At 68.4% G+C, this 23,675-nt stretch carries 28 protein-coding genes and 1 pseudogene; 15 read left to right on the forward strand and 14 right to left on the reverse strand.

Features of this window, described 5'->3' with window-relative positions:
- Positions 1 to 543: pseudogene (locus QZ814_RS10090) on the forward strand (SAM-dependent methyltransferase); the annotation flags it as partial.
- On the opposite strand, the gene QZ814_RS10095 reads toward QZ814_RS10090, so the two are convergent.
- On the reverse strand, positions 514 to 882 hold the full coding sequence (locus tag QZ814_RS10095) for a (deoxy)nucleoside triphosphate pyrophosphohydrolase (protein WP_294287373.1): 369 nt from the start codon (positions 880 to 882) through the stop codon (positions 514 to 516). The pseudogene QZ814_RS10090 and the gene QZ814_RS10095 overlap by 30 nt on opposite strands.
- A gap of 89 nt (positions 883 to 971) precedes the next feature.
- Between QZ814_RS10095 and QZ814_RS10100 the strand changes: the two genes are divergently transcribed.
- Together QZ814_RS10100 and QZ814_RS10105 are read left to right on the forward strand one after the other, a co-directional pair.
- Complete coding sequence (locus QZ814_RS10100) at positions 972 to 1,172, forward strand: Flp family type IVb pilin (protein WP_294287365.1); 201 nt, start codon at positions 972 to 974, stop codon at positions 1,170 to 1,172.
- Positions 1,173 to 1,285: 113 nt separating this feature from the next.
- Positions 1,286 to 1,450 (forward strand): Flp family type IVb pilin, encoded by a 165-nt coding sequence (locus tag QZ814_RS10105; protein ID WP_294287363.1) that lies wholly within the window; start codon positions 1,286 to 1,288, stop codon positions 1,448 to 1,450.
- A gap of 90 nt (positions 1,451 to 1,540) precedes the next feature.
- Here the strand turns inward: QZ814_RS10105 and QZ814_RS10110 are convergent, their stop codons facing one another.
- From QZ814_RS10110 to QZ814_RS10125, 4 genes are read right to left on the reverse strand one after another with little or no spacing between them, the layout of a single operon-like run.
- The gene (locus QZ814_RS10110) at positions 1,541 to 2,488 is read right to left on the reverse strand and encodes an acetyl-CoA carboxylase carboxyltransferase subunit alpha (protein ID WP_294331575.1); all 948 of its coding nucleotides are present in this window, start codon (positions 2,486 to 2,488) and stop codon (positions 1,541 to 1,543) included.
- Positions 2,489 to 2,498: 10 nt separating this feature from the next.
- A complete protein-coding gene (locus QZ814_RS10115) occupies positions 2,499 to 3,410 on the reverse strand; it encodes a tyrosine-type recombinase/integrase (protein WP_294331579.1) in 912 nt (303 codons plus the stop codon).
- The gene (locus QZ814_RS10120) at positions 3,407 to 5,212 is read right to left on the reverse strand and encodes a hypothetical protein (protein ID WP_294331580.1); all 1,806 of its coding nucleotides are present in this window, start codon (positions 5,210 to 5,212) and stop codon (positions 3,407 to 3,409) included. Before QZ814_RS10120 ends, QZ814_RS10115 begins: the two co-directional genes overlap by 4 nt.
- On the reverse strand, positions 5,193 to 5,330 hold the full coding sequence (locus tag QZ814_RS10125; protein ID WP_010543352.1) for a hypothetical protein: 138 nt from the start codon (positions 5,328 to 5,330) through the stop codon (positions 5,193 to 5,195). The genes QZ814_RS10120 and QZ814_RS10125 overlap by 20 nt, the downstream gene beginning before the upstream one ends.
- 74 nt (positions 5,331 to 5,404) lie before the next feature.
- Between QZ814_RS10125 and QZ814_RS10130 the strand changes: the two genes are divergently transcribed.
- Positions 5,405 to 5,944, forward strand: a complete 540-nt coding sequence (locus QZ814_RS10130) for a shikimate kinase (RefSeq protein WP_294331583.1) — start codon at positions 5,405 to 5,407, stop codon at positions 5,942 to 5,944.
- The gene (gene aroB, locus QZ814_RS10135; protein ID WP_294331586.1) at positions 5,941 to 7,038 is read left to right on the forward strand and encodes a 3-dehydroquinate synthase; all 1,098 of its coding nucleotides are present in this window, start codon (positions 5,941 to 5,943) and stop codon (positions 7,036 to 7,038) included. Before QZ814_RS10130 ends, aroB begins: the two co-directional genes overlap by 4 nt.
- Before the next feature lie 120 nt (positions 7,039 to 7,158).
- Here aroB and QZ814_RS10140 read toward each other — a convergent pair whose 3' ends face one another.
- Positions 7,159 to 8,130 (reverse strand): methyltransferase, encoded by a 972-nt coding sequence (locus tag QZ814_RS10140; protein ID WP_294331587.1) that lies wholly within the window; start codon positions 8,128 to 8,130, stop codon positions 7,159 to 7,161.
- Between the two features lie 115 nt (positions 8,131 to 8,245).
- On the opposite strand from QZ814_RS10140, the gene QZ814_RS10145 reads away from it, so the two are divergent.
- Complete coding sequence (locus QZ814_RS10145) at positions 8,246 to 10,123, forward strand: M1 family metallopeptidase (protein WP_294331589.1); 1,878 nt, start codon at positions 8,246 to 8,248, stop codon at positions 10,121 to 10,123.
- A 4-nt stretch (positions 10,124 to 10,127) separates the two neighbouring features.
- The gene (locus QZ814_RS10150; protein ID WP_294331591.1) at positions 10,128 to 10,271 is read left to right on the forward strand and encodes a DUF2256 domain-containing protein; all 144 of its coding nucleotides are present in this window, start codon (positions 10,128 to 10,130) and stop codon (positions 10,269 to 10,271) included.
- 4 nt (positions 10,272 to 10,275) lie between these two features.
- Here QZ814_RS10150 and QZ814_RS10155 read toward each other — a convergent pair whose 3' ends face one another.
- From QZ814_RS10155 to QZ814_RS10175, 5 genes are all read right to left on the reverse strand, one after another.
- Complete coding sequence (locus QZ814_RS10155; protein WP_294331593.1) at positions 10,276 to 10,773, reverse strand: YcxB family protein; 498 nt, start codon at positions 10,771 to 10,773, stop codon at positions 10,276 to 10,278.
- A 77-nt stretch (positions 10,774 to 10,850) separates the two neighbouring features.
- Positions 10,851 to 11,210: a hypothetical protein gene (locus QZ814_RS10160; protein WP_294331595.1), complete on the reverse strand. Its 360-nt coding sequence runs from the start codon at positions 11,208 to 11,210 to the stop codon at positions 10,851 to 10,853.
- Positions 11,207 to 11,545 (reverse strand): DUF423 domain-containing protein, encoded by a 339-nt coding sequence (locus QZ814_RS10165; RefSeq protein ID WP_294332577.1) that lies wholly within the window; start codon positions 11,543 to 11,545, stop codon positions 11,207 to 11,209. Before QZ814_RS10165 ends, QZ814_RS10160 begins: the two co-directional genes overlap by 4 nt.
- Positions 11,546 to 11,570: 25 nt before the next feature.
- Positions 11,571 to 13,352 carry a cation:proton antiporter gene (locus QZ814_RS10170; RefSeq protein WP_294331598.1) on the reverse strand — a complete coding sequence of 594 codons (1,782 nt, stop codon included), beginning with the start codon at positions 13,350 to 13,352 and terminating at the stop codon, positions 11,571 to 11,573.
- Entirely contained in the window at positions 13,352 to 13,786 is a 435-nt protein-coding gene (locus QZ814_RS10175; RefSeq protein WP_294331600.1) for an iron-sulfur cluster assembly scaffold protein, read from the reverse strand. Before QZ814_RS10175 ends, QZ814_RS10170 begins: the two co-directional genes overlap by 1 nt.
- 184 nt (positions 13,787 to 13,970) lie before the next feature.
- Between QZ814_RS10175 and QZ814_RS10180 the strand changes: the two genes are divergently transcribed.
- Together QZ814_RS10180 and QZ814_RS10185 are read left to right on the forward strand one after the other, a co-directional pair.
- A complete protein-coding gene (locus tag QZ814_RS10180; protein WP_294331602.1) occupies positions 13,971 to 14,348 on the forward strand; it encodes a VOC family protein in 378 nt (125 codons plus the stop codon).
- On the forward strand, positions 14,345 to 15,100 hold the full coding sequence (locus QZ814_RS10185; protein ID WP_294331604.1) for a helix-turn-helix domain-containing protein: 756 nt from the start codon (positions 14,345 to 14,347) through the stop codon (positions 15,098 to 15,100). The genes QZ814_RS10180 and QZ814_RS10185 overlap by 4 nt, the downstream gene beginning before the upstream one ends.
- 10 nt (positions 15,101 to 15,110) lie before the next feature.
- Here QZ814_RS10185 and QZ814_RS10190 read toward each other — a convergent pair whose 3' ends face one another.
- On the reverse strand, positions 15,111 to 15,671 hold the full coding sequence (locus tag QZ814_RS10190) for a CvpA family protein (RefSeq protein ID WP_294331605.1): 561 nt from the start codon (positions 15,669 to 15,671) through the stop codon (positions 15,111 to 15,113).
- A gap of 104 nt (positions 15,672 to 15,775) precedes the next feature.
- Between QZ814_RS10190 and radA the strand changes: the two genes are divergently transcribed.
- The 3 genes from radA (at position 15,776) to QZ814_RS10205 (ending at position 18,679) form a co-directional block, all read left to right on the forward strand.
- Positions 15,776 to 17,155 carry a DNA repair protein RadA gene (radA, locus tag QZ814_RS10195; protein ID WP_294331606.1) on the forward strand — a complete coding sequence of 460 codons (1,380 nt, stop codon included), beginning with the start codon at positions 15,776 to 15,778 and terminating at the stop codon, positions 17,153 to 17,155.
- Between the two features lie 280 nt (positions 17,156 to 17,435).
- Positions 17,436 to 18,053, forward strand: a complete 618-nt coding sequence (locus QZ814_RS10200; protein WP_294331608.1) for a PEP-CTERM sorting domain-containing protein — start codon at positions 17,436 to 17,438, stop codon at positions 18,051 to 18,053.
- Positions 18,053 to 18,679 (forward strand): L,D-transpeptidase family protein, encoded by a 627-nt coding sequence (locus QZ814_RS10205; RefSeq protein ID WP_294331610.1) that lies wholly within the window; start codon positions 18,053 to 18,055, stop codon positions 18,677 to 18,679. The genes QZ814_RS10200 and QZ814_RS10205 overlap by 1 nt, the downstream gene beginning before the upstream one ends.
- A 68-nt stretch (positions 18,680 to 18,747) precedes the next feature.
- Here QZ814_RS10205 and QZ814_RS10210 read toward each other — a convergent pair whose 3' ends face one another.
- Positions 18,748 to 19,383, reverse strand: a complete 636-nt coding sequence (locus QZ814_RS10210; RefSeq protein WP_294331612.1) for a CAP domain-containing protein — start codon at positions 19,381 to 19,383, stop codon at positions 18,748 to 18,750.
- A 253-nt stretch (positions 19,384 to 19,636) separates the two neighbouring features.
- Here QZ814_RS10210 and QZ814_RS10215 point away from each other — a divergent pair, with 253 nt between their 5' ends.
- Positions 19,637 to 20,137 (forward strand): GNAT family N-acetyltransferase, encoded by a 501-nt coding sequence (locus QZ814_RS10215; RefSeq protein WP_294331614.1) that lies wholly within the window; start codon positions 19,637 to 19,639, stop codon positions 20,135 to 20,137.
- Between the two features lie 50 nt (positions 20,138 to 20,187).
- A complete protein-coding gene (locus tag QZ814_RS10220; RefSeq protein ID WP_294331615.1) occupies positions 20,188 to 21,717 on the forward strand; it encodes a peptidase S10 in 1,530 nt (509 codons plus the stop codon).
- Positions 21,718 to 21,838: 121 nt separating this feature from the next.
- On the opposite strand, the gene QZ814_RS10225 is transcribed toward QZ814_RS10220, so the two are convergent.
- Entirely contained in the window at positions 21,839 to 22,057 is a 219-nt protein-coding gene (locus QZ814_RS10225; protein WP_294331617.1) for a DUF2945 domain-containing protein, read from the reverse strand.
- Between the two features lie 95 nt (positions 22,058 to 22,152).
- On the opposite strand from QZ814_RS10225, the gene QZ814_RS10230 reads away from it, so the two are divergent.
- Positions 22,153 to 23,304, forward strand: a complete 1,152-nt coding sequence (locus QZ814_RS10230; RefSeq protein WP_294332579.1) for a glycosyltransferase family 1 protein — start codon at positions 22,153 to 22,155, stop codon at positions 23,302 to 23,304.
- The last annotated feature ends 371 nt before the right edge of the window (positions 23,305 to 23,675 follow it).

Genomic DNA, 23,675 nt, shown 5'->3' on the forward strand with positions numbered 1-23,675 from the left:
CTTGTCGTCTCGGCGGGTGTGCTCGATACCGTGAACGACGTGCCCGGCGCGCTGTCGCTGGCCCGGCGGGCGCTGCGGCCGGATGGCGTGTTCCTCGGCGCCTTCCTCGGCGGCAACAGCCTGTCGACGCTGCGCGCCGCCTTGCGCGATGCCGATCCGGGAACGGCGCGTGCACATCCGATGATCGACGTGCGGTCGGCCGGCGACCTGCTGGTCCGCGCCGGCTTCGCGCTGCCGGTCGCCGATGTCGAGACGGTGACCGTGCGCTACGGCAGCCTGTTCGGCCTGATCGGCGATCTGCGCGGCATGGCGGCGAGCAATTTGCTGGTCGATCGCCGGCCGTTGCGCCGCGATACGCTAGCGCGGTTGGCCGATGCCTTTGCCGCGCGCGCCGATTCCGATGGGCGCGTCGGCGAGCGGTTCGACATCGTCTTTCTAACCGGTTGGGCCCCCGCCCCCGGCCAGCCGCAGCCGGCCAAGCGCGGCAGCGCGACCGCCAGCCTGACCGCAGCGTTACAAAAGGGCCTCGAGCAGCCCGATTAGCGGTCGATCGGCGGGCGGCATGTCGAGCGCATGGAGCTGCGCGGGATAGACCCAGCGCAGCGCCGTTGCATGGCGCGCTTCGGGAATGCCGTCCCATTTGCGGCAGGCATAGAGCAGCAACAGCAGATGGCGGTCGCCCAGCGGTTCGCTGGCGAAGGCGGCCGGGGCCAGGCACGCCTGCGCGACCTCGATCCCCAATTCCTCATGCAGTTCGCGGATAAGCGCCGCTTCGGGTGTCTCGCCGGGATCGATCTTGCCGCCGGGGAACTCCCACAGTCCAGCCATAGGCTTTCCCGCCGGGCGTTGCTGAACCAGCACGCGGCCGTCGAGATCGACCATCGCCACCGCCACCACATGAAGAAGCGCCGTCACCGATTCGGCCCAGATAGCATTTGATTAACCGTCTCCACCCTATTGTTGCGGGTATGATGCCCTTTTCGACCCGCCATGCCCAGCGCGTCCTTGCCGGACTGGCGCGAGACCGCAAGGCCGCGACCGCCGTCGAATATGGTTTGATTATCGCGCTGATCGTCATCGCGCTCATCGGTGGGGTCAGCAGCCTGGGTTCGCAGACCACCTCGACGTGGAACGGGCTGTACAACCGAATTTCCACCGCAACGGGGTATTGAGCGGTTGCGGCTTTAAACCTTTCTAAACTGTCGGGGCCGTAGAACCGGTGTTGCTGTTCGGGGGGAAGACCCGTCCAGCCGGGTGACTGAAGTTTCGAACAGTGGAGATCGACATGCAGAAGATTCGCAATTTCCTGAAGAACTCGAAGGGCGCGACCGCCATTGAGTACGGCCTGATCGCCGCTCTGATCGCCGTTGCCGCGATCGCCGCGATGCAGGGCCTGGGCAACAACCTGAAGAAGACGTTCGAGAACGTTTCGTCGAACATGAAGCAGTAAGTCGCTTCAGACCGAATAGCAGAAAGGGCGGCGAACCATCCCGGTTCGCCGCCCTTTTTGTCTGTCATGTTGGGAAAGAGATCGGAAGGATTAAACCCGCCCGATTGCCAAGAACTTCTGACGACGCGCTGCGCGCACGGCACTGGGTTCGCGGCCGTCGAAGTCCGTCAGCGCCGTCTCCAGCGCCGTACCCAGTGCGGCGATCGCTGCCGCCGGATCGCGATGCGCACCGCCCAGCGGTTCGGGCACGATGCCGTCGATCACGCCCAGATCCTTCAGGTGCTGCGCGGTCACCTTCATCGCTTCGGCCGCCTCGGGGGCCTTGTCCGCGGTGCGCCACAGGATTGACGCGCAGCCCTCAGGCGAAATCACCGAATAGACGGCGTGCTCGAACATCAGCACGACGTTGCCGGTCGCCAGCGCCACCGCGCCGCCCGAGCCGCCTTCGCCGAGGATCGAGGCGACCAGCGGCACGCCGAGCGCAAGGCACGCCTCGGTCGAACGCGCGATCGCTTCCGCCTGGCCGCGCTCTTCGGCCTGCACGCCGGGGAAGGCACCCGAGGTATCGACCAGCGTGATCACCGGGATGCCGAATCGATCGGCCAGCTTCATCAGGCGGATCGCCTTGCGATAGCCCTCCGGCTTGCCCATGCCGAAATTGTGCTTGAGGCGGGTGGCGGTATCGTCGCCCTTTTCATGGCCGATCACCATCACTCGGCGCCCGCGGAACCGGCCGAGGCCACCGATGATCGCGGCGTCGTCGGCAAAGGCGCGGTCGCCGCCCAGCGGCATGAAGTCTTCGATCAGCCCGGCGACGTAATGCTTGAAGTGCGGGCGCTCGGGGTGGCGAGCGACCTGCGTCTTCTGCCACGGCGTCAGCTTGGCATAGGTGTCGAGCAGCAGCTTGTCCGACTTGGCCTGGAGCGGGGCGATCTCGGCGGCGATGTCCACATCGCCGTCATGGGCGGCGCTGCGCAGCTCGTCGATCTTGCCCTGGAGCTCGGCAATCGGCTTCTCGAAGTCGAGGAATGTCGTCATGCGCGTGGCGCTACGCGGAGCCGCGCTTCGCGTCAACGAGCGCCTCGCCCAGCGGATGTCTCTCGTTGACGAGTTCGACCAGCCGGCGGCTGTCGACATGGGTATAGATTTCGGTCGTCGCGATATCGGCATGGCCCAGCATCGCCTGGAGCGCGCGCAGGTCCGCCCCGCCCTCGAGCAGATGGGTGGCGAAGGCGTGCCGCAGGACGTGCGGGCTCACCCGCTCGGGCGGGATGCCGGCGATCCCCGCGAGCGCGCGGACGATCTGGTAGAGCCGCACCCGCGTGAGGTGCTTCTTGCCCGACGGGAACAGCCAGGCGCTGTCCGGCGGCACCTCGCGCCGCCAGATCGCCACCGCGGCGCGGGCCCGATCGGAGATCGGCACGAGCCGCTCGCGGCCCCCCTTGCCCTTGAGGATCAGGAACGGCCGATCGGGATGGATGGCGTTGCGCGGCAGCGACACCAGTTCGGTTGCGCGCAGGCCCGAGCCGTAGAGCAGCTCGATCAGCGCGGCGAGGCGCAGGTCGAGCGGATCGGGCGGCTCCCGCGCCTGGCGTTCGGCGATGGCGGCGAACATCGCGTCGACATCGTTCGTACTGAGGATCTTGGGCAGCCGGCGGGCGGTGCCGGGCCGCGGCAGCGCGTGGCCGGGGTCGTCGGCGCGGTGCCCCTCCTCCGCGAGGAAGGCGAAGAAGCGGCGGAGCGCCGCCGACTTCCGAGCCACCGTGGCGCGGGCCAGTTCGCCCCACCCGCTCGCCAGCCGCTCGATCTCCTCGCGGCCCGCGTTGACCAGGTCACCGCCCAGTGCCTCCGAGGCGAGCCGGAGGTCGGTGCCATAGGCGGCGATGGTGTTCGCCGCCGCGCCCGCCTCGGCGCGGAGCATTTCCAGGAAGCGCTCGATCAGGTCGCGATCGGCGCTCACGCCGCGCGCGTGACCGCCTCCACGGCGATCATCCGGGCATAGTTGGCCATTCCGGCGGCACGCATTGCCGCGACGATGTGGTAGAGCGCCTCGGGCGTCACCTGGTCCCAGCGCGGCGACTGCATGCCGACTCCGGCGAGCAGCGCGACCATGCCGGGCTGGTTGCGCGCCCCCGCACGATCGATCGCCTGGGTCCAGGCGTTGACGCCGCTGATCCCCACCTTGGTTGCCTCCGCCCCGCGCTGGGCATCCGCAGGCGACAGGCGACCGAGCCCCGCCAGCCCGGCCAGCAACATCGCCGCCTTGCGCGGGCTGGCCGACCCCGCATAGCGCTCGAAATCGCCATAGCCGAGCGTGCCGGCCGGCGCGGCCAGCGCGAGCAACGCCCAGCCCTCGCTGCCCGGGGCAACCACTCCGCGCCACTGCAGTGCCGCCGAATCATAGCCGGCGGAGAGCATCGAGGCGATCAGCCGGTCGGGCTCCGCCGCATCCTTGTTGGCGGGGATCCACACCGCGGCCTTGGCGGTCAGCACCAGCCGGGCGTAGCGCAGGCGCGGCGTTTCCACCGCGTCCCACAGGCTCTTCATCGCCTGCACCCGCTCGCTTGCCGATCCGATATAGGCGCTCCGCAGGTCGCGCACCGTCTTTTGCAGCGGATCGGGTACGTCGCTCGCCTGGTCGAGCTCGGCATAGAGATCGGCCAGCGCCGCGTTGGACAGCACGCCCGCGGCAGCGGCCAGTTCGGCCGCTCCCGCGCGGTTGGCGGGCGATACCGAGGGGGACAGCGCCTGCCAGTAGCGGAACTCCGGGCCCACCGTCGCGAACAGATTGTCGGGGATATCCACGCCGGCCGCAGTCGCCATGCCGAACCGCCAGGCGGAAAGCGCGGGCACCCCCACCCAGTCGATCGTCACCGCACGCCGCGAATCGGCGCCCATCCCCACCACCTTGGTGGCGAGCAGTGTATCGAGATCGTTGCGCGGCTTGCCCTTGGCGGCGGCGTCGAGCCGCTGGTCGGCCTCGCTGGGCTTGCCGGCCAGGCCGGCGCAGATCGCCTGGGCCAGCGCCCAGCCACGATCGGGAATGTTCGCCGCCGCATCGTCGACGATCGGGCACACCGAGGCGGGGTCGCCGGTCGCCAGTGCGACCTGCATCGCCACGCGGTCCAGCGCATTGGTATAGTCGTCGATATCGACATAGCTGACGAGACCACGCGCCGCGCCGGCCTCGCCCATGCGGAGCAGCAGCCAGGCCCGCTCCGCGGCATAGTCGGCGCCGTTGATCCCGCGCGGCGTGTCAATCGGCGACATCAGCGCGCGGCGCAACGCGATCGACACCCAGCGCGAGGCCACGGGTGCGTTCAGGCGGCGCATCAGGGTCACCTGCGTCGCGCCGGGCACGTCGCCGAACGCATCGGCCGGGAACGGCGCATTGCCCGCCGCCAGAATGCCGATGCGGTTCAGCGGCCGGCGCACGCCCTTGGGCAGGTCGTATTGCGAGAGGTCGATCGCCGGCGCGGCCGCGACGCTGGCGTTGCTTTCCTCGATATCGAAGGCGTCGGGCCCCATGTCTCCGGCCGGCGACGCAACGTCACCGCTCGGCGACGGAGCCGCTGCCGGCGCTGCGCTCGGCGGAGGACTCGGGCGCGCAGAGGGCTGCTGCCGCGGGGCCGGCTGGTCGAAGCCGGGCGGCAGCAGCGATTCGGGGGCTTTCTGCTGCTGGCTGAACGCGGGAACGCCGATCGCGGCGAGCAGCGCCGCGCCGAGCGCGATCCGGGAAACCCTAGTTGGCGAGGTTTTCAAGCGCGACCGCCTTCTCCATGCGCACCGGCTCCTTCACGGTGTTGCGGCCGGCCAGGGCGAACATGCCACCCACCAGAACCACCAGAATGACGAGCAACACGACAAGCAAACGCGACATGAAAAACGGTCCAATCCTTAAGCGGTAAGGGCCTTTTGCCCGAGACGGTCCCTCGCTGTATAGCCCTTCGCACGATGTTACAAACGCATGCGCAACTGAACAGCTGGACCGGCAAGCCGATCGTCCTGGTCGGCCTGATGGGGGCCGGAAAAACCACGGTCGGGCGCCGTCTCGCCCAGCGCCTGCGGCTTCCCTTCGTCGATGCCGATGCGGAAATCGAATCGGCGGCGGGCATGTCGGTCTCCGACATCTTCGCCAAATTCGGCGAGCCGCATTTTCGCGACGGCGAACGGCGGGTTATCGCGCGGCTCGTGGACGGCACCCCCAAGGTGATCGCCACCGGCGGCGGCGCGTTCATCAATGACGAGACCCGGACGCTGATCCTCGATCAGGCGATTTCGATCTGGCTCGATGCCGAGCCGGCGATTCTCGCCGATCGGGTGCGGCGGCGCGATACGCGGCCGCTGCTCCGCGGCAAGGACCCGCTGGCGATTCTCACCGAGCTCGCCCAGGTGCGCAATCCCTATTACGCGCTTGCGCAGATCCGCGTGCCCAGCGTAGCGGCCCCGCACGAAACCACCGTGGACGCGATCCTGAAGGCCCTGCGCAAATGACCACCATCCCCGTTGCCCTCGGCGCACGCAGCTATGACGTGCGCATCGAGCCCGGCTTGCTGGCGCGTGTCGGCGAGGTGCTCGCCCCGCTGTCGCGCGGGCGACCGATGCCGATCGTCACCGACACCCATCTTGCCGCGCATTGCGAGACGCTGGTCGCCAGCCTTGCCGCTGCTGGCGTGACGGCCCCGGTGCTGGTGCTGCCGGCAGGCGAAGGCACCAAGAGCTGGGCACAGCTCGAATCGCTGACCGACTGGCTGCTGGAACAGGGCGTGGTGCGCAGCGATCACGTGATCGCGCTGGGCGGCGGGGTGATCGGCGACCTGGTCGGCTTCGCCACCAGCATCCTCAAGCGCGGCTGCAACTTCGTCCAGATCCCGACGACGCTGCTGGCGCAGGTCGACAGCTCGGTGGGCGGCAAGACAGCGATCAATTCCAGGGCCGGCAAGAATCTGATCGGCGCCTTCCATCAGCCGGCGGTGGTGCTGATCGATCCGCAGGTGCTGGACACCCTTCCCCAGCGCGAGTTGCGCGCGGGCTATGCCGAAGTGGCGAAATACGGGCTGATCGACGATGCCGGCTTCTTCGCCTGGTGCGAGGCCAACGCGGCGGCGCTGTTCGCGGGCGATCCCGAGGCACGGGCAACGGCGATCGGCCATTCGGTGGCCGCCAAGGCGCGGATCGTCGCGGCGGACGAGCGCGAGACGACCGGCACCCGCGCGCTGCTCAACCTCGGCCACACCTTCGGCCATGCGCTGGAGGCGGAGACCGGCTTTTCGGACAAGCTGCTCCACGGCGAAGCGGTGGCAGCGGGCATGGCCCTGGCCTTCGCCTTCTCGGCGCAGCAGGGCCTGTGCCCGGCCGAGGATGCCGCGCGGGTGGCGGCGCATCTCCGCTCGGTGGGATTGCCGGACGGGCTCGCGGCCGCAGGCGTGACCGCCGACGGCGCGACGCTGGTCGGGCACATGCTCCACGACAAGAAGATGGAGGGCAGCACCCTGCCCTTCCTGCTCGCCCGCGGCATCGGGCAGACCTATCTGGACAAAACGGTCGACTTGGCGAAGGTCGCAGCGTTTCTGGATTCGCAACGCTGAAGCCCATCTAAGCCCCTCCCCTTCAGGGGAGGGGTTGGGGTGGGGCAGTGTCTCACCGAGACCAACAGAAGTTCTGGAATCCCTCCACCCCAACCCCTCCTCCAAGGAGGAGGGGCTTTATTACACGCGATCTCGCTCGATCACCGCGGTCACCAGCGCGATGCGTTCGACGTCCGCATACGCCGCCGTCTCGAGTTCCTCGCCGAACACGTCGGGGTCGATTTCCTCGTATCGCAGCCGACACCCCGCCGCCGCGGCGAGCTGCGCCAGCCGTTCCTGAAGCCCGTCGGCTCCGTCCACGATGGCACTACCGGTGTAGAGCAGGAAGCGCCCGCCCGCCGCGAGCCGCGGTATCGCCTCGCGAGCCATGGCCAGCGACACGCCTGCGCCATGGAGATCGCCACCGTCGCGATAGGCACGGCCGGCCGGATCGATGATATAGGGCGGATTGGCCAGCACCAGGTCGAGCGCGCCCGCGATGCCCGACAGGCCCTCACCTTCCACGAACCGCGCCTCGACGCCCGCCGCGGCCGCGTTCACCCGCGCCAGCCGCAGTGCGGCCGGGTTGATGTCCGTCATCACGATGTCGCCCCGCGGACAGCAATGCGCCGCAGCGATCGCCCCGGCGCCAGCGCCGGTGCCGATATCGACCAGCCTCGCGCCTTCCCGCTGCGGACAGCGGCGCAGTTCCTCGGCGATGAAGCGCGCGAAGCGGTAGCTGTCGGGGCCGAAGAATACCGCGTGCGTATCGTCGGTCGGATAGGCCGAATGCACCAGAAGGTCCGGCCCGAGCGTCGATACGCGGACCTTGCTCCGCAACTGCTCCCCTGCCGTCTCGACCAGGTCGGCGCGTCGCAGGGCTTCCAGAAGCGCGGCTTCCAAGCGATCGGTTGCGAAGGGCAAGCTCCAGCCGAAGATGCCGCGCAGATCGGCGGCCTGCTGCCGGTCCGGTCGGGCGAGCACGCGGGCGTGACTGGCCGGTGTCGGCGTGACGAAGCGATAGTCCTGCTGCTTGAGATAGGCGATCAGCGCGTGCAGCGCCGCACCCTCGCCAGCCACTGTTGCCGGCCGCTCGGCCACCAGATCTGCCATGTCCCCCCCTGCCTTCATCGGGCATCAACGGTTCGGCTCTGCGGAGGGTCCGCGCCGCGGAGATGATCCATGACAACCGCTTGTCCCGGGCAGCGCCAAGGCCTAGCTCCTGCGCATGCGCATCCTAGCCCTGGCCCTCGCCGCTTCGACCATGCTCGTCTCCCCCGCCCTCGCCCAGCGATCGGCTCCCGCGCCGATCCTCACCACGCCCGAGGCGAACGACGTGTGGACCTATGCGCGACCGGAGATCGCCCGCGTTACCCATGTCGCACTCGACCTGCGTGCGGACTTCACGGCCAACACGCTGTCCGGCACCGCGACGCTCGACATCCTCGCCGCGCCCGGCGCGCAGGAGATCGTGCTCGACGACGACGGGCTGGTGATCGCCAAGGTGACGGATTCGGCCGGCAAGCCGCTGCCCTTCACGGTCGGCGCCGCCAAGCCCGATCTCGGCGCGCCGCTCACGGTGCAGCTGAACGGCGCGCGCAGGATCGTCGTCCATTATGCGACCGCGCCCGGCGCCTCGGCGCTGCAATGGCTGGCGCCCGCACTCACCGCCGGCAAGAAGAAGCCGTATCTGTTCAGCCAGGGCCAGCCGATCAACAACCGCAGCTGGATCCCGACCCAGGACAGCCCCGGCATTCGCCAGACCTGGTCGGCCACCCTCACCGTCCCGGCCGATCTGGTCGCGGTGGCGAGCGGCACACGGATCGACGGCGCCAAGGGCGTGCCGGCCGGCAAGGGCTGGCACAAGTTCCGCTTCCGCATGGACAAGCCGGTGCCGCCCTACCTGATCGCCTTCGCGGTAGGCGACCTCGCCTTCCAGCCCGTCGGCCCGCGCGCCGGTGTGTGGACCGAACCGAGCATGCTCGCGGCAGCCGCCAAGGAAGTCGCCGATGTCGAGAAGATGATCGACGCGGCCCAGGCGCTCTACGGCCCCTATCGCTGGGGCCGCTACGACATGCTCGTCCTGCCGCCGAGCTTCCCCTATGGCGGCATGGAGAACCCCACCCTCACCTTCCTCACGCCCACCATCCTGACCGGTGACAAGTCGAACGTCGACGTCGTGGCCCACGAGCTCGCCCACAGCTGGTCGGGCAATCTCGTCACCAACGCGACCTGGTCGGACAGCTGGCTGAACGAGGGCTTCACCACCTATTTCGAGAACCGCATCATGGAGGCGGTGTACGGCAAGGAACGCGCCGCGACCGACGCCGATCTCGAATGGGACGGGCTCCAGAAGGACATCGCCGATGCCGGCGGCATGGAGGCGCCGACGACGCGGCTCCACGGAGATCCGGGCGCGACCTTCGGGCAGCTCGATTACTTCAAGGGCTCGACCTTCCTGCGCACGATCGAGCGGACCGTCGGGCGCCAGCGCTGGGACGTGTATCTGCGCGGCTATTTCGACCGACACGCCTTCCAGCCGCAGACCACCGCGGGCTTCTTGGCGGATCTGCGCGCCAATCTCGTGCAGGGCGACCGGGCGCTCGAATCGAACCTCCAGCTCGATCGCTGGGCCTATGCTGCGGGGCTGCCGACCAATGCCGTACATGTGCAGTCCGCGACGCTGAAGGCGGTGGATGCCCAGTTGGCGGCGGTGAATGCGGGCGGGCCGGTCTCCGCGGTGCAGCCGCAGGGCTGGGCGACGCAGCAGTGGCTGCGCTTCCTGAACGGCCTGGAGCGCAAACAGGCACCGGCGCGGCTCAAGGAACTGGACGAGACGCTGGGGCTCTCGGCATCCAGCAACGCCTATGTCCGCTCGGCCTGGGGCGAACTGGCGATCGCCAATCGCTATGATCCGGCCCTCCCGTCGATCGGCAAGCTGGTCGGCAGCGTCGGCCGCGGGCTGCTGATCTATCCGATCTACAAGGATCTGATGGCACAGGGCGACTGGGGCAAGCCGATCGCGCGTCGCTTCTACGAGGCGTCAAAGGCTGGCTACCACCCCACGGTCGCGGCCGGCGTCGCCAAGATCGTGGGCGCGGAATAGACCGATGCCGCGCGGTGTCGCCAAGCGGGACCTTCCGACCAAGACCTGCCCGGTCTGCCAGCGCCCGTTCGCCTGGCGGAAGAAGTGGGAACGGGATTGGGAGCATGTGATCTACTGCTCGGACCGGTGCCGGCGGGCGGCGAAATAGCCGGTCAAACGCGCGCCGGGAAACTGTCGAGCTGTTCCGAATCAAGCAGGCGCGTCGGCACGAAATTGACCAGCAGGTCGGTCTGCCGCAGGATGATGACGTCACGCCCCCGGACGATTCCGATAAAGTCCGTCCAGGCGAAGTTCGTATGCCCGCGCTCGGAAACGAACGAAATGCCCGCCGGGGACCAGGTAATGGTGGTGCGATCGTGGAGCGCTCGCTGCTGCGCGAAGTTGCGGCGGGCCCTCGATGGAATGAAAAGGTAATTCGTCCAGAGAATCAGCGAGAACACGAGGAGCCAGTAGCCGCCTGCGAGCGCCGCGATCAGGGGCGCCGGGCCCAGCGACCAAGGCCCCGCCAGGAACCAGCCCAGCAAAGCGAGCACCGCCGACGGCAGCAGGTAGGCGCGCACCACTCGCCCGGATCGCAGCGTGGCCCGATAGTTCAGACGGGAAGCAGCGATCACATCGTCTTGCGTCGGCTCGAAGGTTACGCTGTGCATGGTGCAACGATGCCGGAGCTTGCCCGGCGCCGCAATCGGGCAGTTCCCAGAAAGGCGCGCGCGATGAAGTGCCGCGCCTATTGATAGCGCAGCATCTTCCCGAACCCGGTATTGGTCTTCGTCATCTTGGCGAGCTTGCGCAAATAGGTTTTCACCTCGCGCTCGAACCTTTGCTCGCTGCGTACGCCGGGGCGGTAGAAATCGTCCTTCGACACCAACGCCTGGATCGCATCGGCGAAGCGGGCCTGGTCCTCGACGGCATCGCTGTGCCGAAACTGGTCGCACACCCATTCCTCGGCGGCGGCCTTGTCATAGTCGTCCTCGCGATCGCGGCCATAGCGATCGGCCACATCCTGGTCGGCGCGCGCCGCCTTGATGCGGCGCTCCAGCCAGCTGCGGACCTGCACCGGATCCCAGGGGGCCTGCGGCTCGGTCATCGCGCCGCCCTCGCCAGCATCCAGGCGAACCAGAGCCAGCCGAGGATCATCGCCGCCCCGCCGATCGGCGTCACCGCGCCCAGCCAGCGCGGCAGCCCCAGCGCCATCAGGTAGAGCGTGCCGGCGAAGACGAAGCTGCCGACGAGGAACAGCCATGCCGGCACGCGCGCGCCCCGAAGAATAGCGATCATCGCAACACTGGCATGCACAAGCTGATATTGTCCGCCGGTCTTGAGCCACTCGGCCGCTTGACCATGCGCGCCATGGGCGCCGAACGCCCCCGCCGCCACTGCCACCGCGCCCGAAAGCGCCACGAGAACCGCCATGACCGGCATGACCGGCGTGGTCTCTTGCTTCAGTTCATCCATCCCCGCGATCCTGCACTGCGGCCGCCGCGGCGGCCGACTGGCTGAACACCCCGTCGCGCCCGGCATAGAGATCGCCGGTTTCCTTCTGGGCCTTCAGCCGCTCGATGTCGCGACGGCGATATTCCGCCTCGGTCTTGTCGATCTCGGCGCCGTCCACGCCCACGGCGTCCATCGCCCGACGGGCCATCACGATCGCACTCTCCATGACTTCGCGCACGACGCCCGACAGCGGCGCGCCCTTCAGCTTCATGATGCTGCGGCGATCATAGGCGCGCACGAACAGGCTCGCCTTGGGGAAGGCGGCATGCACGCCCTCCATGATCGCGGTGTCCAGGCCGTCGCCGTCCTGGCAGAACAGGATCAGTTCGGCCTCGGCAGCGCCGGCCTGGCGCAGCAGATCGGTGCGCGTGCCATCGCCATAATAGACCTTCATGCCGAAGGTGCCGGCGGTCTCGATCATCTCCACGTCGCGGTCGATGATCGTCACCGGAATGCCCTGCGCGATCAGCATCTGCGCCACCGTCTGGCCGAACCGGCCATAGCCGACGACGACGGCATTGGCGCCTTCCTGCCGCGGCCCGTCGGGCAGCGCGCCCGCCTTGGGGGGCTCGGCCCGGAGGCGCCGCGTCGCCATCATCAGGAACGGCGTGGTCGCCATCGAGACGGTGACGATCGCGCTGAACACGCTGGCCGCCTGCGGCTCGATCAGCAGCGCCTTCTGCGCCTGGGCGAACAGGACGAAGCCGAACTCGCCGCCCTGGCTGAGCAGCACGCCCAGCGCAAAGGCGCCGCGCGGCTTCATCCCGAACAGCAGCCCCAGCCCCATGATCACCGCCGCCTTGGTCGCGATCAGCGCCAGCGCCATGCCCGCGACGAAGAACGGACGCTCGGCGATGGCATGCAGGTCGAGCGTCATGCCCACGGCCACGAAGAACAGCCCGAGCAGGATGGCGCGGAACGGCTCGACATCGGCCTCGATCTCGTGCCGGAAGGGCGAGTCCGCCAGCATCACGCCGGCGATGAACGCCCCCAGCGCGGCGGAGAGACCCAGCGCTTCCATCACCGCGGCGCTGGCGATCACCGTCAGCAGCCCGGCGAAGACGAACATCTCGCGCTCGTCGAGATTGCCGATCACGCGGAACAGCGGCCGCAAGAGGAAGCGCCCGGCGAGCACCAGCCCGACGATCGCGGCAACGGTGTAGAGTCCGAGCAGCCATCCCGGCGGCCCCGCCTGGTCCGCCGGATTGCGCGACAGTGCCGCGACGATCGTGATCAGCGGCACGATCGAGAGATCCTGGAACAGCAGGATCGCGAAGGCGCGCTCGCCGAACGGCGTGCGCAGGCGACCGGCGGATTGCAGCAGCGGCAAGACCTGCGCGGTCGAGGAAAGCCCCATGGGGAGGCCGAGCGCCAGCGCCGCGCCCAGCGTGGAGCCGGTCGCCAGCCAGACGATCGCCGCGATCGCCACGCCGCACAAAGTCACCTGCAGGAGACCGAGCCCGAATATGTCGCGCCGCATCTGCCACAGCCGGGTCGGGCTCAGTTCCAGGCCGACAAGGAACAGCAGCAGCGCGATGCCGAGCTCGGCAATGCCCATCTTGCCCTCGGCATCGCCGACCAGCCGGAGGACATGCGGCCCCACCAGCGCGCCGGCGACGAGAAAGCCCAGCGTGGCACCCAACCCCAGCCGCCGGAACAGCAGCACGAAGAACAGCGCGAAGCCGAGCATCGGCACCGCATCGACCAGCATCGAACCGCCGCCTGCATGTTCCATCAGACCCGTGCCTCCACTGCCTGCGCGGCAGCTTCCGCCGCCGCCTCGAAGGCGAGCCGGATCGAGGCGTGACGGCCGCGATGCGGCAGCGCGGGCGTGAACAGGTCCATGCCCGGCCAGTCGGGCGGCGTGTCCCGCTCGCCGGCGAGCCAGGCGGTCAGCTCGTCGCGCGCCGCGGCGATCTCGGCCGGCATGCGGCCGACCACCGCTTCGCCGAGCAGCGCAGCCGATGCCTGGCCCAGCGCGCAGGCACGCACCAGCATTCCCACCGCGGCGACCCGGCCGCTATCGTCGACGGCGATGTCTACCGTCACGCGGCTGCCGCATACCGGCGAGCGTTTCTCGGACGTGCCCCCGGGGTTTGCGAGCCGCTCGTGATGCGGGATGGCGGCGGCGAGCCGCAGGATTTCGAGATTGTAGAGCGGCGCATTCATGCCCCCGATCTAGGGTAGCCGCCCCGCAGTTGCGAGCGCGAAATGCCTGCCGTTGGTATGGGTTGCACGCGCGCGCGGGATCCGCAGTGTGTCGCGTGAAAAGACGAAATCGGCATTTCTCGGCAAGCGCGCCACGCCGCGGCACGCTATTCTGCGGACACCGATCCACTCCGGGAGCATCGCCATGCCTGCCACCTTCCGCCACTTCGCCATCAATGCCGACGATCTGCCGCGCGCCAAACGCTTCTACGAAAGCGTGTTCGGCTGGCGCTTCGACCCCTGGGGGCCGCCGGGCTTCTACCAGATCCACAATGCCGGCGCCGGGGTGATCGGGGCGCTGCAGGAACGCCGCGAACTGGTGCCCGACGCGCCGATGCGCGGTTTCGAGGCGAGCTTCGGCGTGGACGACCTGCGGGAAACGATCGCCGCCATCGAGGCGAATGGCGGCCGGATCCTGATGCAGCCCTACCGCATCGACGGAGTCGGCGAGCTGGTCTATTTCGAGGACAGCGAAGGCAATTTCGCCGGCGCGATGCACTATGTGCCGGGGTTCTTCGATTGAGCGAGGCGGAGGACGGGCTCGACGTCCGCAGCCTCGCCGCGACGTTCCGCCCGGGTACCATCCTCGCCGAGCATCGCCATGGCTGGGGCCAGCTTGTCTTCGCCACGCGGGGCATCCTGCACGTCCGTACCGAGGCCGCGCTATGGGTGGTGCCACCGACCCGGGCGATCTGGATCCCGGCCGGCGTCGCGCACGCCCTTACCATGCAGGGCGAAGTCGCCATGCGGACCCTCTATATCGCGGCGCCCCGCTCGGCCCCGCTTCCGGACGCGCCGACCGTGCTGACGGTCCTGCCGCTGCTGCGCGAGCTGATCCTGCACCTCCTCGCCCTCGGCATGCTGCATCGGGACCGGGCGGAAGAGGATCGGCTCGCGGCCGTTCTGATCGATCTCCTCCGCACCGCGCCGCACGAGGACCGGATGCTGCCCCTGCCCCGGGACGCTCGGGCGCGGCGCGTGGCGCTGCACTGCCAGCAGGCGCCTGCCGATCGGCGCAGCCTCACGGCATTGGCGCGCGAGGCCGGCGGCAGTATCCGCACCTTGCAACGCGCCTTCCCGCGCGAGACGGGGCTGACCCTGGAGGCCTGGCGGCAAAAGGCGCGCCTGCTGCACGCCGCCGGGTTGCTTGGCGATGGCGCCTCGGTGACCAGCACCGCGCTGGACAGCGGCTATGACAGCGTGGCGGCGTTCAGCACCGCCTTTCGGCGGCAGTTCGGAACCTCCCCCGCGCGCTATCGCCGGGGCGAGGGCTGACCGGTACGGATCAGTTCTGGTCTTCGCGCGCGTCGGTCTGGTCGTCCGACGTCTTGTCCTTGCCGAACACCGGCTCCCCCTTGCGGCGGCGGTCGACAAAGTCGCCGATCGCGGCGCTGGTCGTGTCGAGCAGCGGATAGGTGACCGACCTGGTGATCCATTTCGGCCGATGCGTTCGTCCGCCCTCGAACGTGTCGAGCACCAGCATCAGCACCAGAAAGCCCATGCTGACGAGGATCAGCCCCTTGGCGACGCCGAAGCCGACGCCCAGCGCGCGATCGATCGGGCCCAGCATCGAATTGCGCATCTGCCCGCCCAGCGTGTTGGCGATCAGCCGCCCGCCGAAATAGCTGAGCCCCGCGAGCAGCGCGAAGGCGAGCACCGCCGCGCCGCCCTCGGTGCCGATCATCGGCGCGAGGATCGCCGTGAAGCCGGCATGGAAGAACTTCACCGCCACCACCACCAGGATCCAGGCGAGGAACGCCAGCACCTCGGTGGTGAAGCCGCGCAGAAAGCCCAGAATGGCAGCGCCCGCGATGATGAGGAGGGTGAGGATGTCGAGCCCGGTCATGCCTGCTCCATAGCAGCCCCGCGCGGACGGTGAAGAGGCTTGCATGCGTCCGTCGCCCCTGCCGCACGTTCCCTTTTCGTTTTCGTTCGCCTACACAGGGCGTCATGGCAAAAGTTCAGAAGCGCTATGTGTGCCAGGCCTGCGGATCGGTCACCTCGAAATGGGCGGGGCAATGCGCCGACTGCGCGGAGTGGAACACGCTGGTCGAAGAAGCAGGCAGTTCGCCGACCCCCTTCCAAGCCAAGCACCACCTGCAAACCGGCGGCCGCATGATCCAGCTTTCGGGGCTGGATACCGAGATCGCGCTGCCCGAACGGATGCCGAGCGGCATCGCCGAATTCGATCGCGCGCTGGGCGGCGGCTTTGTCGAAGGATCGGCGACGCTGATCGGCGGCGACCCCGGCATCGGCAAGTCGACCCTGCTGCTTCAGGCCGCCGCCAAGATCGCGATGCGCGGGCTCTCGGTCGCCTATGTCTCGGGCGAGGAAGCGGCGGACCAGGTGCGGCTGCGCGCGCGGCGGCTCGGCCTCGGCCAGGCGCCGGTGCAGCTTGCCGCCGCCACGTCGGTGCGCGACATCCTGACGACATTGGGCATGGGCACCCCGCCCGACCTGCTGATCATCGATTCGATCCAGACGATGCATTCGGACCTGATCGAAGGCGCGCCGGGCACGGTGAGCCAGGTCCGTGCCAGCGCCCAGGAACTGATCCGCTTCGCCAAGGAACGCGGCACCGCGCTGGTGATGGTCGGCCATGTCACCAAGGACGGTTCGATCGCCGGCCCGCGCGTGCTCGAGCATATGGTCGACACCGTTCTCGCCTTCGAGGGCGAGCGCAGCCATCTCTACCGTATCCTGCGCGCCGTGAAGAACCGCTTCGGCGGCACCGACGAGATCGGCGTGTTCGCGATGGAGACCGAAGGGCTGAGCGAAGTTGCCAATCCGTCCTCGCTGTTCCTCACCCAGCGCGACGAGAATGTCGCCGGCACCGTGGTGTTCCCGGCGCTGGAAGGGACGCGGCCGGTGCTGGTCGAGGTGCAGGCGCTGACCGTGCGACTCGCGTCGGGCGCGACGCCCCGGCGATCGGTAGTGGGATGGGATACGGCGCGGCTGTCGATGGTGCTGGCGGTGCTGGAGGCGCGCTGCGGGCTCAGCTTCTCCTCGTGCGAAGTCTATCTGAACATCGCCGGGGGGTACCGGGTGCAGGATCCCGCCGCCGATCTGGCGATCGCCGCCGCGCTGGTATCGGCGCTTTCCGAGCGGCCGGTGCCCACCGATGCGGTGGTGTTCGGGGAGATCGCGCTCTCCGGTGAGGTTCGGCCGGTTGCCCATGCCGCGCTGCGAACCCGCGAGGCGGCGAAACTCGGTTTCGCCCGTGCACTGGCGCCGCTGCCACCGTCCGCGCCGGAACGCGAAAATCACTCGCTTACCGTCGCAAACTTCCGTAGTCTCAACAGCTTGGTCGAGCATCTCCTCGGAAAATGAGCCCCTGCATACATCTTCATATTTGCACTAGTATGAAGATGTCTATTTTGATACACCGGAAACAGATTGGACGTTCTGGCTCGCGGCAGGAAGGTTGCCGACGAGAGCTGCAGGAACTATCGGCATGCAAGGCTGTTCAAATTTGTTAAGTATTTTGCTGATAATGCAGTAGTTAACAAGAACGAGCCGTCTGGAAGAAGAGGTTCGAGTGAGTACCAGGGTGGAGAAAACAGAACAGGGACGCGTTGCAGGCAGCCGCCTGCGCCAGCTCGGTACGGCCGTGGCTGCCGTCGTCCTTCTCTCCGCCACGTCCGCCGGTATCGCGGTGCCGCCCGTTGCCAGCGCGGTAAATCGGATCACCCGCTCGATCGACGCGCTCGGGCTGCTCACGGCGCGGTCCCCCGGGGCCCGCGAGGCCGGCGCCTACAGCATCAAGGGCCGCCGGAATCACGGGGTGGACGACAAGCGCCCGCGAGACGCGCTGGTGCCCGATTCCACGGCGAAGAACGGCATTGCCTATCCCCGCGTGTTCGATCTGACCGCCGAGGATGCGCCGATCCCGGCCGCGCTTGGGTTGCCCGAAGATCTGCCGCCGCCGCTTCCGCTCGGGTTCCCCTCGAACATCGCATCGCTGACGCCGGCCGCGGATGTCGTGCCCAACGCCTCGGGTCTGCCGACTCCGGGCGACGGCATCGTACCCGGGGGCCCAACTGGGGGCTCACCGGGCGGCGGCGTGCCGCCCATCGGCCCCAATAACCCGACCAATCCGCCGCCCTCGCCCCCCACGCCCGTACCTTCCCCGGTGCCGGAGCCCTCGGCCTGGGCGATGATGATCGCGGCCTTTTTCCTGATCGGCGGCGCCATCCGGATCCGCAGGCGGAGGAACGCCGCGGTATAATGCCGACGCGACGCCCGATCGGCATGTGGGTTTCGCTGGCGGCAGGCGTATCGCTTGTCGCGGTGGTCGGCGCGCATGCGCTTTCACGTCGATCGGGCGGCGCCGTACCCCTGGCGGCTCCGGCGCTGACCGCGCCCGCGCCCGCGGATCGCATCCAGCTCCCCGAAAACCAGGCGCAGCAGTTGCGCCTCGCCGACGGCAGCGCCCGCACGGTGCGCAGCCTGCTCCAGGTGCCGGCGCGGATGCAGTTCGGCGAATTCTTGTGGAACGAGCGCGATGTGCCCGCCGGGCCGATCTGGATCCGGGTAGACCTGGCGCGGCAGCTCGTTTCCGTCTTTCGGGGCGCGGACGAGATCGGCACGAGCGTGATCCTGTACGGACAGGACGCGACGCCGACGCCGACCGGCAATTTCCCGATCCGCGCGCTCGAGCGCAACCATCGCTCGAACAACTATGACGCCGAAATGCCCTATACCATGTGGCTGACCAGCGACGGCGTGGCCATTCATGGCAGCGACGTCCGCCAGGGCCTTGCCACCCATGGCTGCATCGGCGTGCCGCTCGCCTTCGCCCGGCATGTCTTCGCCGTCGTCAAGCCCGGGGATCTGGTCGCCGTCGTGCGCTGACCCGAAGCGGTCGGGCCAGCCCGGTTTGCGCGCGTGGTCTCCCAGCGTCGCCCTGCTCCGACCCGCGTTCAGCGCGGTCGAGCCGCCGTTCCGGGCGAGGCGTCATTCTGCGCCAGGGCTTCGTACCGCGACGCGCCGTTGCGCGTCCGGCTGACGTCGATGACGCACATATGGCCGTACTGGCTATGGGCACCGCAGCCAACGCCGGCATAGCGCAGCTCGCGATTGAACAGCAGTTCGCGGTGGCCGCGGTCGGGCACGCCGTCGTCGACCACGAGTTGCCGCACGACGTCGTCGGCATTGGCATAGCCATAGGATATTTCCTCCCCCACCAGCTTGCCGCCGCCGTGACGCTGCACGCGGTCGCCGGGCGAGGCGCCGTCGGGCGAGAAATGGCCGCGGGTTCCCAGCGCGCCCTGCACCACCACATGCTCGCGCGCGGCAAGATCGAGCAGGTCGCCGCGGCTGAGCGGCGGCAGCGGCGTCTGCGTCTTCAGGAAGGCGATCGCCTCGTCGACGGCGTGCACGCCCTCCTGCGTCACCTGTCCACGTGCCTGCCCCGGCAGATAGAGCGTCTTGCCGACGAAATGCGGGCGAAGGCTGCGCAGGCGTTCCGCATAGGCGTCGGGATCCTGCCGAACATGATTGATCCGGTCCAGCACCTGCACTTCCAGATCCGGAACGTCGCTATTCCCGGCAAGCATCAACACAGTACCGGCAGCAATCAGGCAAATGATGCAACGCAAGACAGACACGGATCACTCCACCGAATTCAGGCGAATATATCGCCAGCATCCAGCGTCGCTTGTGCCATCTCGGCCGTAAGATAGGGTTCAGGAGTATAGTTATTAGAGACGGTTAAGGGACTTTTAGCCACAATTGCCGACGGCAACCGGGTGGGCGGTGGCACACCACCGCCCCTTTTCGCTGCCCGCCGGGGATGGCATGGCCGTACCCATGCCCGCACCGATCCTGATCCCGCTCGAACCACGGCACCTGGCGGAGGCGCTTCGCCTCCAGGCGCAGGTCTATCCGCCCTTCCTGGTCGAGCCGGAGGACGCCTTTGCCAGCCGGCGCACCACCGCCGCGCCCTATTGCCTGGCGGCCGAGCGCGACGGCGTGCTGGTCGCCTATCTGCTCGCCCATGGCTGGCCGGGCGAGACGCCGCCGCCGGTGGGCGCGGTGCTCGATCCCAGCATCCGCGGCGACACGCTGTTCGTCCACGATCTGGCAGTGTCGCCCGCCGCGCGGGGTACCGGGGTCGGCCGCGCGCTGGTGGAACATGCCGTCACGCTTGCCCGTGCCGACGGTGTTCGGCGCGCCGAACTGATCGCGATCGAGGGCGCGGCCCCCTTCTGGATCGGGCTGGGCTTTGCCCCGTGCCCCGCTTCCCCGGCACTGGCCGCGAAGGTCGCGGGCTATGGCGCGGGTGCCCGGTGGATGGTCCGCACGCTGTGATGGAACCGGCGGTGGATTCGCGCCCGGTGTGCCGCTAGGCTAGGGCACCAATGATCCATCGGGGGACCCTGTTCTTGCGCCACCGCACCTTGCTTGCCGCCTCGCTCGCCGCCCTCCTCCTCGCGCCCCAGGCACCGGCGCAGGACAAGAAGCCCGACCCCGCCGCCGAAAAGGGCGAGGCGAAGGCCGACAAGGACGAGCTTCCGCCGCTGCCCGACGACAAGACCATCGCCCAGGCCGCGGTGATCGGCGGCAAGCCGATCCGCTATCAGGCGACGGTCGGCAAGCTGCCGGTGTACGATTCCAAGGGCAAGAAGATCGGCGAGGTGGTCTACACCGCCTATGTCGTGCCCGGCGGCGGGCCGTCGCGACCGGTGACCTTCGCCTTCAACGGCGGCCCCGGCGCGTCCTCGGTCTATCTCAACCTCGGCGCGGTGGGCCCCAAGCGGGTGCAGTTCGGCGACAAGGGCGATGCGCCCTCGGACGCGCCGCTGCTGGTCGACAATCCGGCGAGCTGGCTGGACATGACCGACCTCGTGTTCATCGATCCGATCGGCACCGGCTTCAGCCGCAGCCTGGTCGACGAGGAGGCGACCAAGAAGGCCTTCTACGCCACCGAGCCCGACGTGAAATATCTGTCGCGCATCGTCTATGACTGGCTGGTCAAGAACGAGCGGCTGCGCTCGCCCAAGTTCGTGATGGGCGAAAGCTATGGCGGCTACCGCGCGCCGCGCATCGCCTATGAGTTGCAGACCCAGCTCGGCATCGGCGTCAACGGCATCGTGATGGTGTCGCCCTATCTCGATCCGGCCGCGACCTCGGGTTCGGATGCGCTGTCGCCGCTGCCGTGGATGATCAACCTGCCGTCGATGGCAGCCGGGCATCTCGAGCGCCAGGGCAAGCTGAGCCCACAGGCGATGGCACAGGTGGAGGCCTATACCCGCGGCGCCTTCGCGACCGACCTGCTCGCCGGCCGCTCGGATCCGCAGGCGACGGCACGAATCAGCGCGCGGGTGTCCGACCTGACCGGGCTCGACCCCAAGCTTGTCTCGCGGCTCGATGGGCGTGTCGACGAAGGCACCTATCTGCGCGAGGTGCACCGCGACGACGGCAAGATCGGCAGCGTCTATGACTCCAATGTCGACGCCTTCGATCCCTTCCCCAACTCCGCCGAGCGCAAGTCCGGCGACCCGATCCTGGAGGGCATCATCGCACCGACGACCAGCGCGATGGTCGATTTCATCACCCGCGAAGTGGGCTGGAAGACCGGCGCCCGCTACAACGCCTTGTCCTTCTCGGTGAACGCGGCCTGGGACCGCGGCACGCCCGACGACGCGCCGGTGAGCGATCTGCGCAAGGCGGTGGCCAACGATCCCAAGATGGGCGTGCTAATCGTCCACGGCTATAATGACCTGTCCTGCCCCTATTTCGGATCGCGGCTGATCATCGACCAGTTGCCGCGCTACGGCGTGGAGCAGCGGGTGAAGCTGGGAGTCTATCCGGGCGGGCACATGTTCTATTCGCGCAAGGCCAGCGCCGAGGCGTTCAAGGCCGATGCGCGGGCACTGTACGTGCGGTGACAACGCAAGCTTGGCCCCTTCTCCTGGGAGGAGGAGTTGGGGTGGAGGGATGCCAGAACGCAGCTCGGTCTCGGTGAGCCCCTGCCCCACCCCCTCCCCTGAAGGGGAGGGCTAAGGAACGTCATCCCGCCTCCAGCTCGCTCTCCAGCTTGAGCACCCGGCCGCCATCTTCCTGCTCGACCAGATAGGCCGGATTGTCCTTGCTGCCGTTGCGGACGATCTTCTCGCCCTTGATCGTCCGCTGGACGCGGCGATCGAAGCGCTCGGCCACCTTGCCCTCGGCGTGGCTGCCGCCCCAGTTCCAGCGCACCGCGGCGCCCTTCGCGAAATGCTTGCTCATGGCTGGCAGAACCGGCAGCCGCTGCCGCTGTTCCGTGACGCTAACATGACGTCCGCTTGCCGGGCCGCCGCCGCGCGACTATGCGGGGCATGAACATGCAGCCCTCCGATCTTCGCGTTGCCCTTTTCAGCGGCAACTACAACTATGTTCGCGACGGCGCGAACCAGGCACTCAACAAGCTCGTCGGCTTTCTGCTCGATCAGGGCGTGACCGTCCGCGTCTATTCGCCGACCACCGACACCCCCGCCTTCCCGCCCACCGGCGATCTGGTGAGCGTGCCCGCCTGGCCCGTGCCGGGCGGCCGCGCCGAATACAAGTTCGCCACCGGCCTGCCCAAGAGCATCCGCGCCGATCTGGAGGCCTTCGAACCGACCATGGTGCATGTCTCGGCCCCGGAATTCCTGGGTCACGGGGCGGTGACCTGGGCGCGCAAGCATGATATCGCGACGCTCGCCTCGCTCCACACCCGGTTCGAGACCTATCCCGCCTATTACCATCTCGGCTTCGTCGCGCCGGTGATCATCAAGCTGCTGACCCGCTTCTACAACCGGGTTGACCAGGTGGTGACACCCGGCAATTCGACCGCCGAGCTGATCCGCGACTGGGGCGTGACGACGCCGATCCGCATCTGGTCGCGCGGGGTGGACCATGCCCGCTTCAATCCCAGCCGACGCAGCCTGGAATGGCGCCGGTCGCTCGGCATCGGCGACCAGGAGTTCGCGGTCGGCTTTCTCGGCCGCCTCGTGCTCGAAAAGGGTCTCGATATCTTCGCCGAGGTCTGCAACACCCTCACCCAGCGCGGCATTCCCCACAAGGTGCTGGTGATCGGCGAAGGCCCGGCGCGGCAATGGTTCGCCGAGCATGTGCCGGGTGCGATCTTCACCGGCTTCCAGCGCGGCGACGATCTGGCCCGCGCCGTCGCGTCGATGGACGTGCTGTTCAACCCCTCGGTCACCGAGACCTTCGGCAACGTCACCTCGGAGGCGATGGCCTGCGGCGTGCCGATCGTCGCCGCCCGCGCGACCGGCGCGATCGACCTGGTCGAGGACGGCGTCAACGGCTTCCTCGTGCCGCCGCGCGACGTGGACGCCTATGCCGGCGCGATCGCCCGGCTGATCCAGGATCCGGCGCTCGCCGCCGCCGCCGGTGCCTCGGGGCACGAAAAGGCGCAGGCCTATGTGTGGGATCGGGTGAACCGCGCCGTGCTCGACAGCTATGTCGAGGTGCTCGCGCGCCGCAGCCGCTAGGCTTGCTCGCCGCCAAGCGACGCCAGCATAGCCGAGCATTTCGCCCCGCCTCCGGGCGGCGATATGAGCCAGCCTGCTCTCATACGCCTCCAGGATGCGGCGACGGCTACGGAGCCCGCTCCTCTGCCCTCCGCTGGCCGACCATTTGGTCTCGGGCATGGCCCCTGCGGGGAAGCTGCGTGGATTGTCCGTCACGGAGATTTCGCCTCCGCGCAGCGCCCCAGCGTTGCGATCTTCCAAACCTTGGCGAGCAGGGCTGCCCTGACACCTCCTCGCGCGGGACACGACATTCTCCAAACGTCGCCACGGTACCCCGCAGCCGAACGTTCAGCGCCGTAGTTGTACGTAACGCCCTCGTTTCAATCTCTTAA

The organism is uncultured Sphingomonas sp., assembly GCF_913777625.1.
Taxonomy (GTDB): domain Bacteria; phylum Pseudomonadota; class Alphaproteobacteria; order Sphingomonadales; family Sphingomonadaceae; genus Sphingomonas.

Bases quoted from the DNA above. Each gene is read 5' to 3' on its own strand.
- QZ814_RS10095 (WP_294287373.1), bottom strand. From the start codon at position 882: ATGGTCGATCTCGACGGCCGCGTGCTGGTTCAGCAACGCCCGGCGGGA.
- QZ814_RS10100 (WP_294287365.1), top strand. From the start codon at position 972: ATGCCCTTTTCGACCCGCCATGCCCAGCGCGTCCTTGCCGGACTGGCG.
- QZ814_RS10105 (WP_294287363.1), top strand. From the start codon at position 1,286: ATGCAGAAGATTCGCAATTTCCTGAAGAACTCGAAGGGCGCGACCGCC.
- QZ814_RS10110 (WP_294331575.1), bottom strand. From the start codon at position 2,488: ATGACGACATTCCTCGACTTCGAGAAGCCGATTGCCGAGCTCCAGGGC.
- QZ814_RS10125 (WP_010543352.1), bottom strand. From the start codon at position 5,330: ATGTCGCGTTTGCTTGTCGTGTTGCTCGTCATTCTGGTGGTTCTGGTG.
- QZ814_RS10130 (WP_294331583.1), top strand. From the start codon at position 5,405: ATGTTACAAACGCATGCGCAACTGAACAGCTGGACCGGCAAGCCGATC.
- aroB (WP_294331586.1), top strand. From the start codon at position 5,941: ATGACCACCATCCCCGTTGCCCTCGGCGCACGCAGCTATGACGTGCGC.
- QZ814_RS10140 (WP_294331587.1), bottom strand. From the start codon at position 8,130: ATGGCAGATCTGGTGGCCGAGCGGCCGGCAACAGTGGCTGGCGAGGGT.
- QZ814_RS10145 (WP_294331589.1), top strand. From the start codon at position 8,246: ATGCGCATCCTAGCCCTGGCCCTCGCCGCTTCGACCATGCTCGTCTCC.
- QZ814_RS10150 (WP_294331591.1), top strand. From the start codon at position 10,128: ATGCCGCGCGGTGTCGCCAAGCGGGACCTTCCGACCAAGACCTGCCCG.
- QZ814_RS10155 (WP_294331593.1), bottom strand. From the start codon at position 10,773: ATGCACAGCGTAACCTTCGAGCCGACGCAAGACGATGTGATCGCTGCT.
- QZ814_RS10160 (WP_294331595.1), bottom strand. From the start codon at position 11,210: ATGACCGAGCCGCAGGCCCCCTGGGATCCGGTGCAGGTCCGCAGCTGG.
- QZ814_RS10165 (WP_294332577.1), bottom strand. From the start codon at position 11,545: ATGCCGGTCATGGCGGTTCTCGTGGCGCTTTCGGGCGCGGTGGCAGTG.
- QZ814_RS10170 (WP_294331598.1), bottom strand. From the start codon at position 13,352: ATGGAACATGCAGGCGGCGGTTCGATGCTGGTCGATGCGGTGCCGATG.
- QZ814_RS10175 (WP_294331600.1), bottom strand. From the start codon at position 13,786: ATGAATGCGCCGCTCTACAATCTCGAAATCCTGCGGCTCGCCGCCGCC.
- QZ814_RS10180 (WP_294331602.1), top strand. From the start codon at position 13,971: ATGCCTGCCACCTTCCGCCACTTCGCCATCAATGCCGACGATCTGCCG.
- QZ814_RS10190 (WP_294331605.1), bottom strand. From the start codon at position 15,671: ATGACCGGGCTCGACATCCTCACCCTCCTCATCATCGCGGGCGCTGCC.
- radA (WP_294331606.1), top strand. From the start codon at position 15,776: ATGGCAAAAGTTCAGAAGCGCTATGTGTGCCAGGCCTGCGGATCGGTC.
- QZ814_RS10205 (WP_294331610.1), top strand. From the start codon at position 18,053: ATGCCGACGCGACGCCCGATCGGCATGTGGGTTTCGCTGGCGGCAGGC.
- QZ814_RS10210 (WP_294331612.1), bottom strand. From the start codon at position 19,383: ATGCTTGCCGGGAATAGCGACGTTCCGGATCTGGAAGTGCAGGTGCTG.
- QZ814_RS10215 (WP_294331614.1), top strand. From the start codon at position 19,637: ATGCCCGCACCGATCCTGATCCCGCTCGAACCACGGCACCTGGCGGAG.
- QZ814_RS10220 (WP_294331615.1), top strand. From the start codon at position 20,188: ATGATCCATCGGGGGACCCTGTTCTTGCGCCACCGCACCTTGCTTGCC.
- QZ814_RS10225 (WP_294331617.1), bottom strand. From the start codon at position 22,057: ATGAGCAAGCATTTCGCGAAGGGCGCCGCGGTGCGCTGGAACTGGGGC.
- QZ814_RS10230 (WP_294332579.1), top strand. From the start codon at position 22,153: ATGCAGCCCTCCGATCTTCGCGTTGCCCTTTTCAGCGGCAACTACAAC.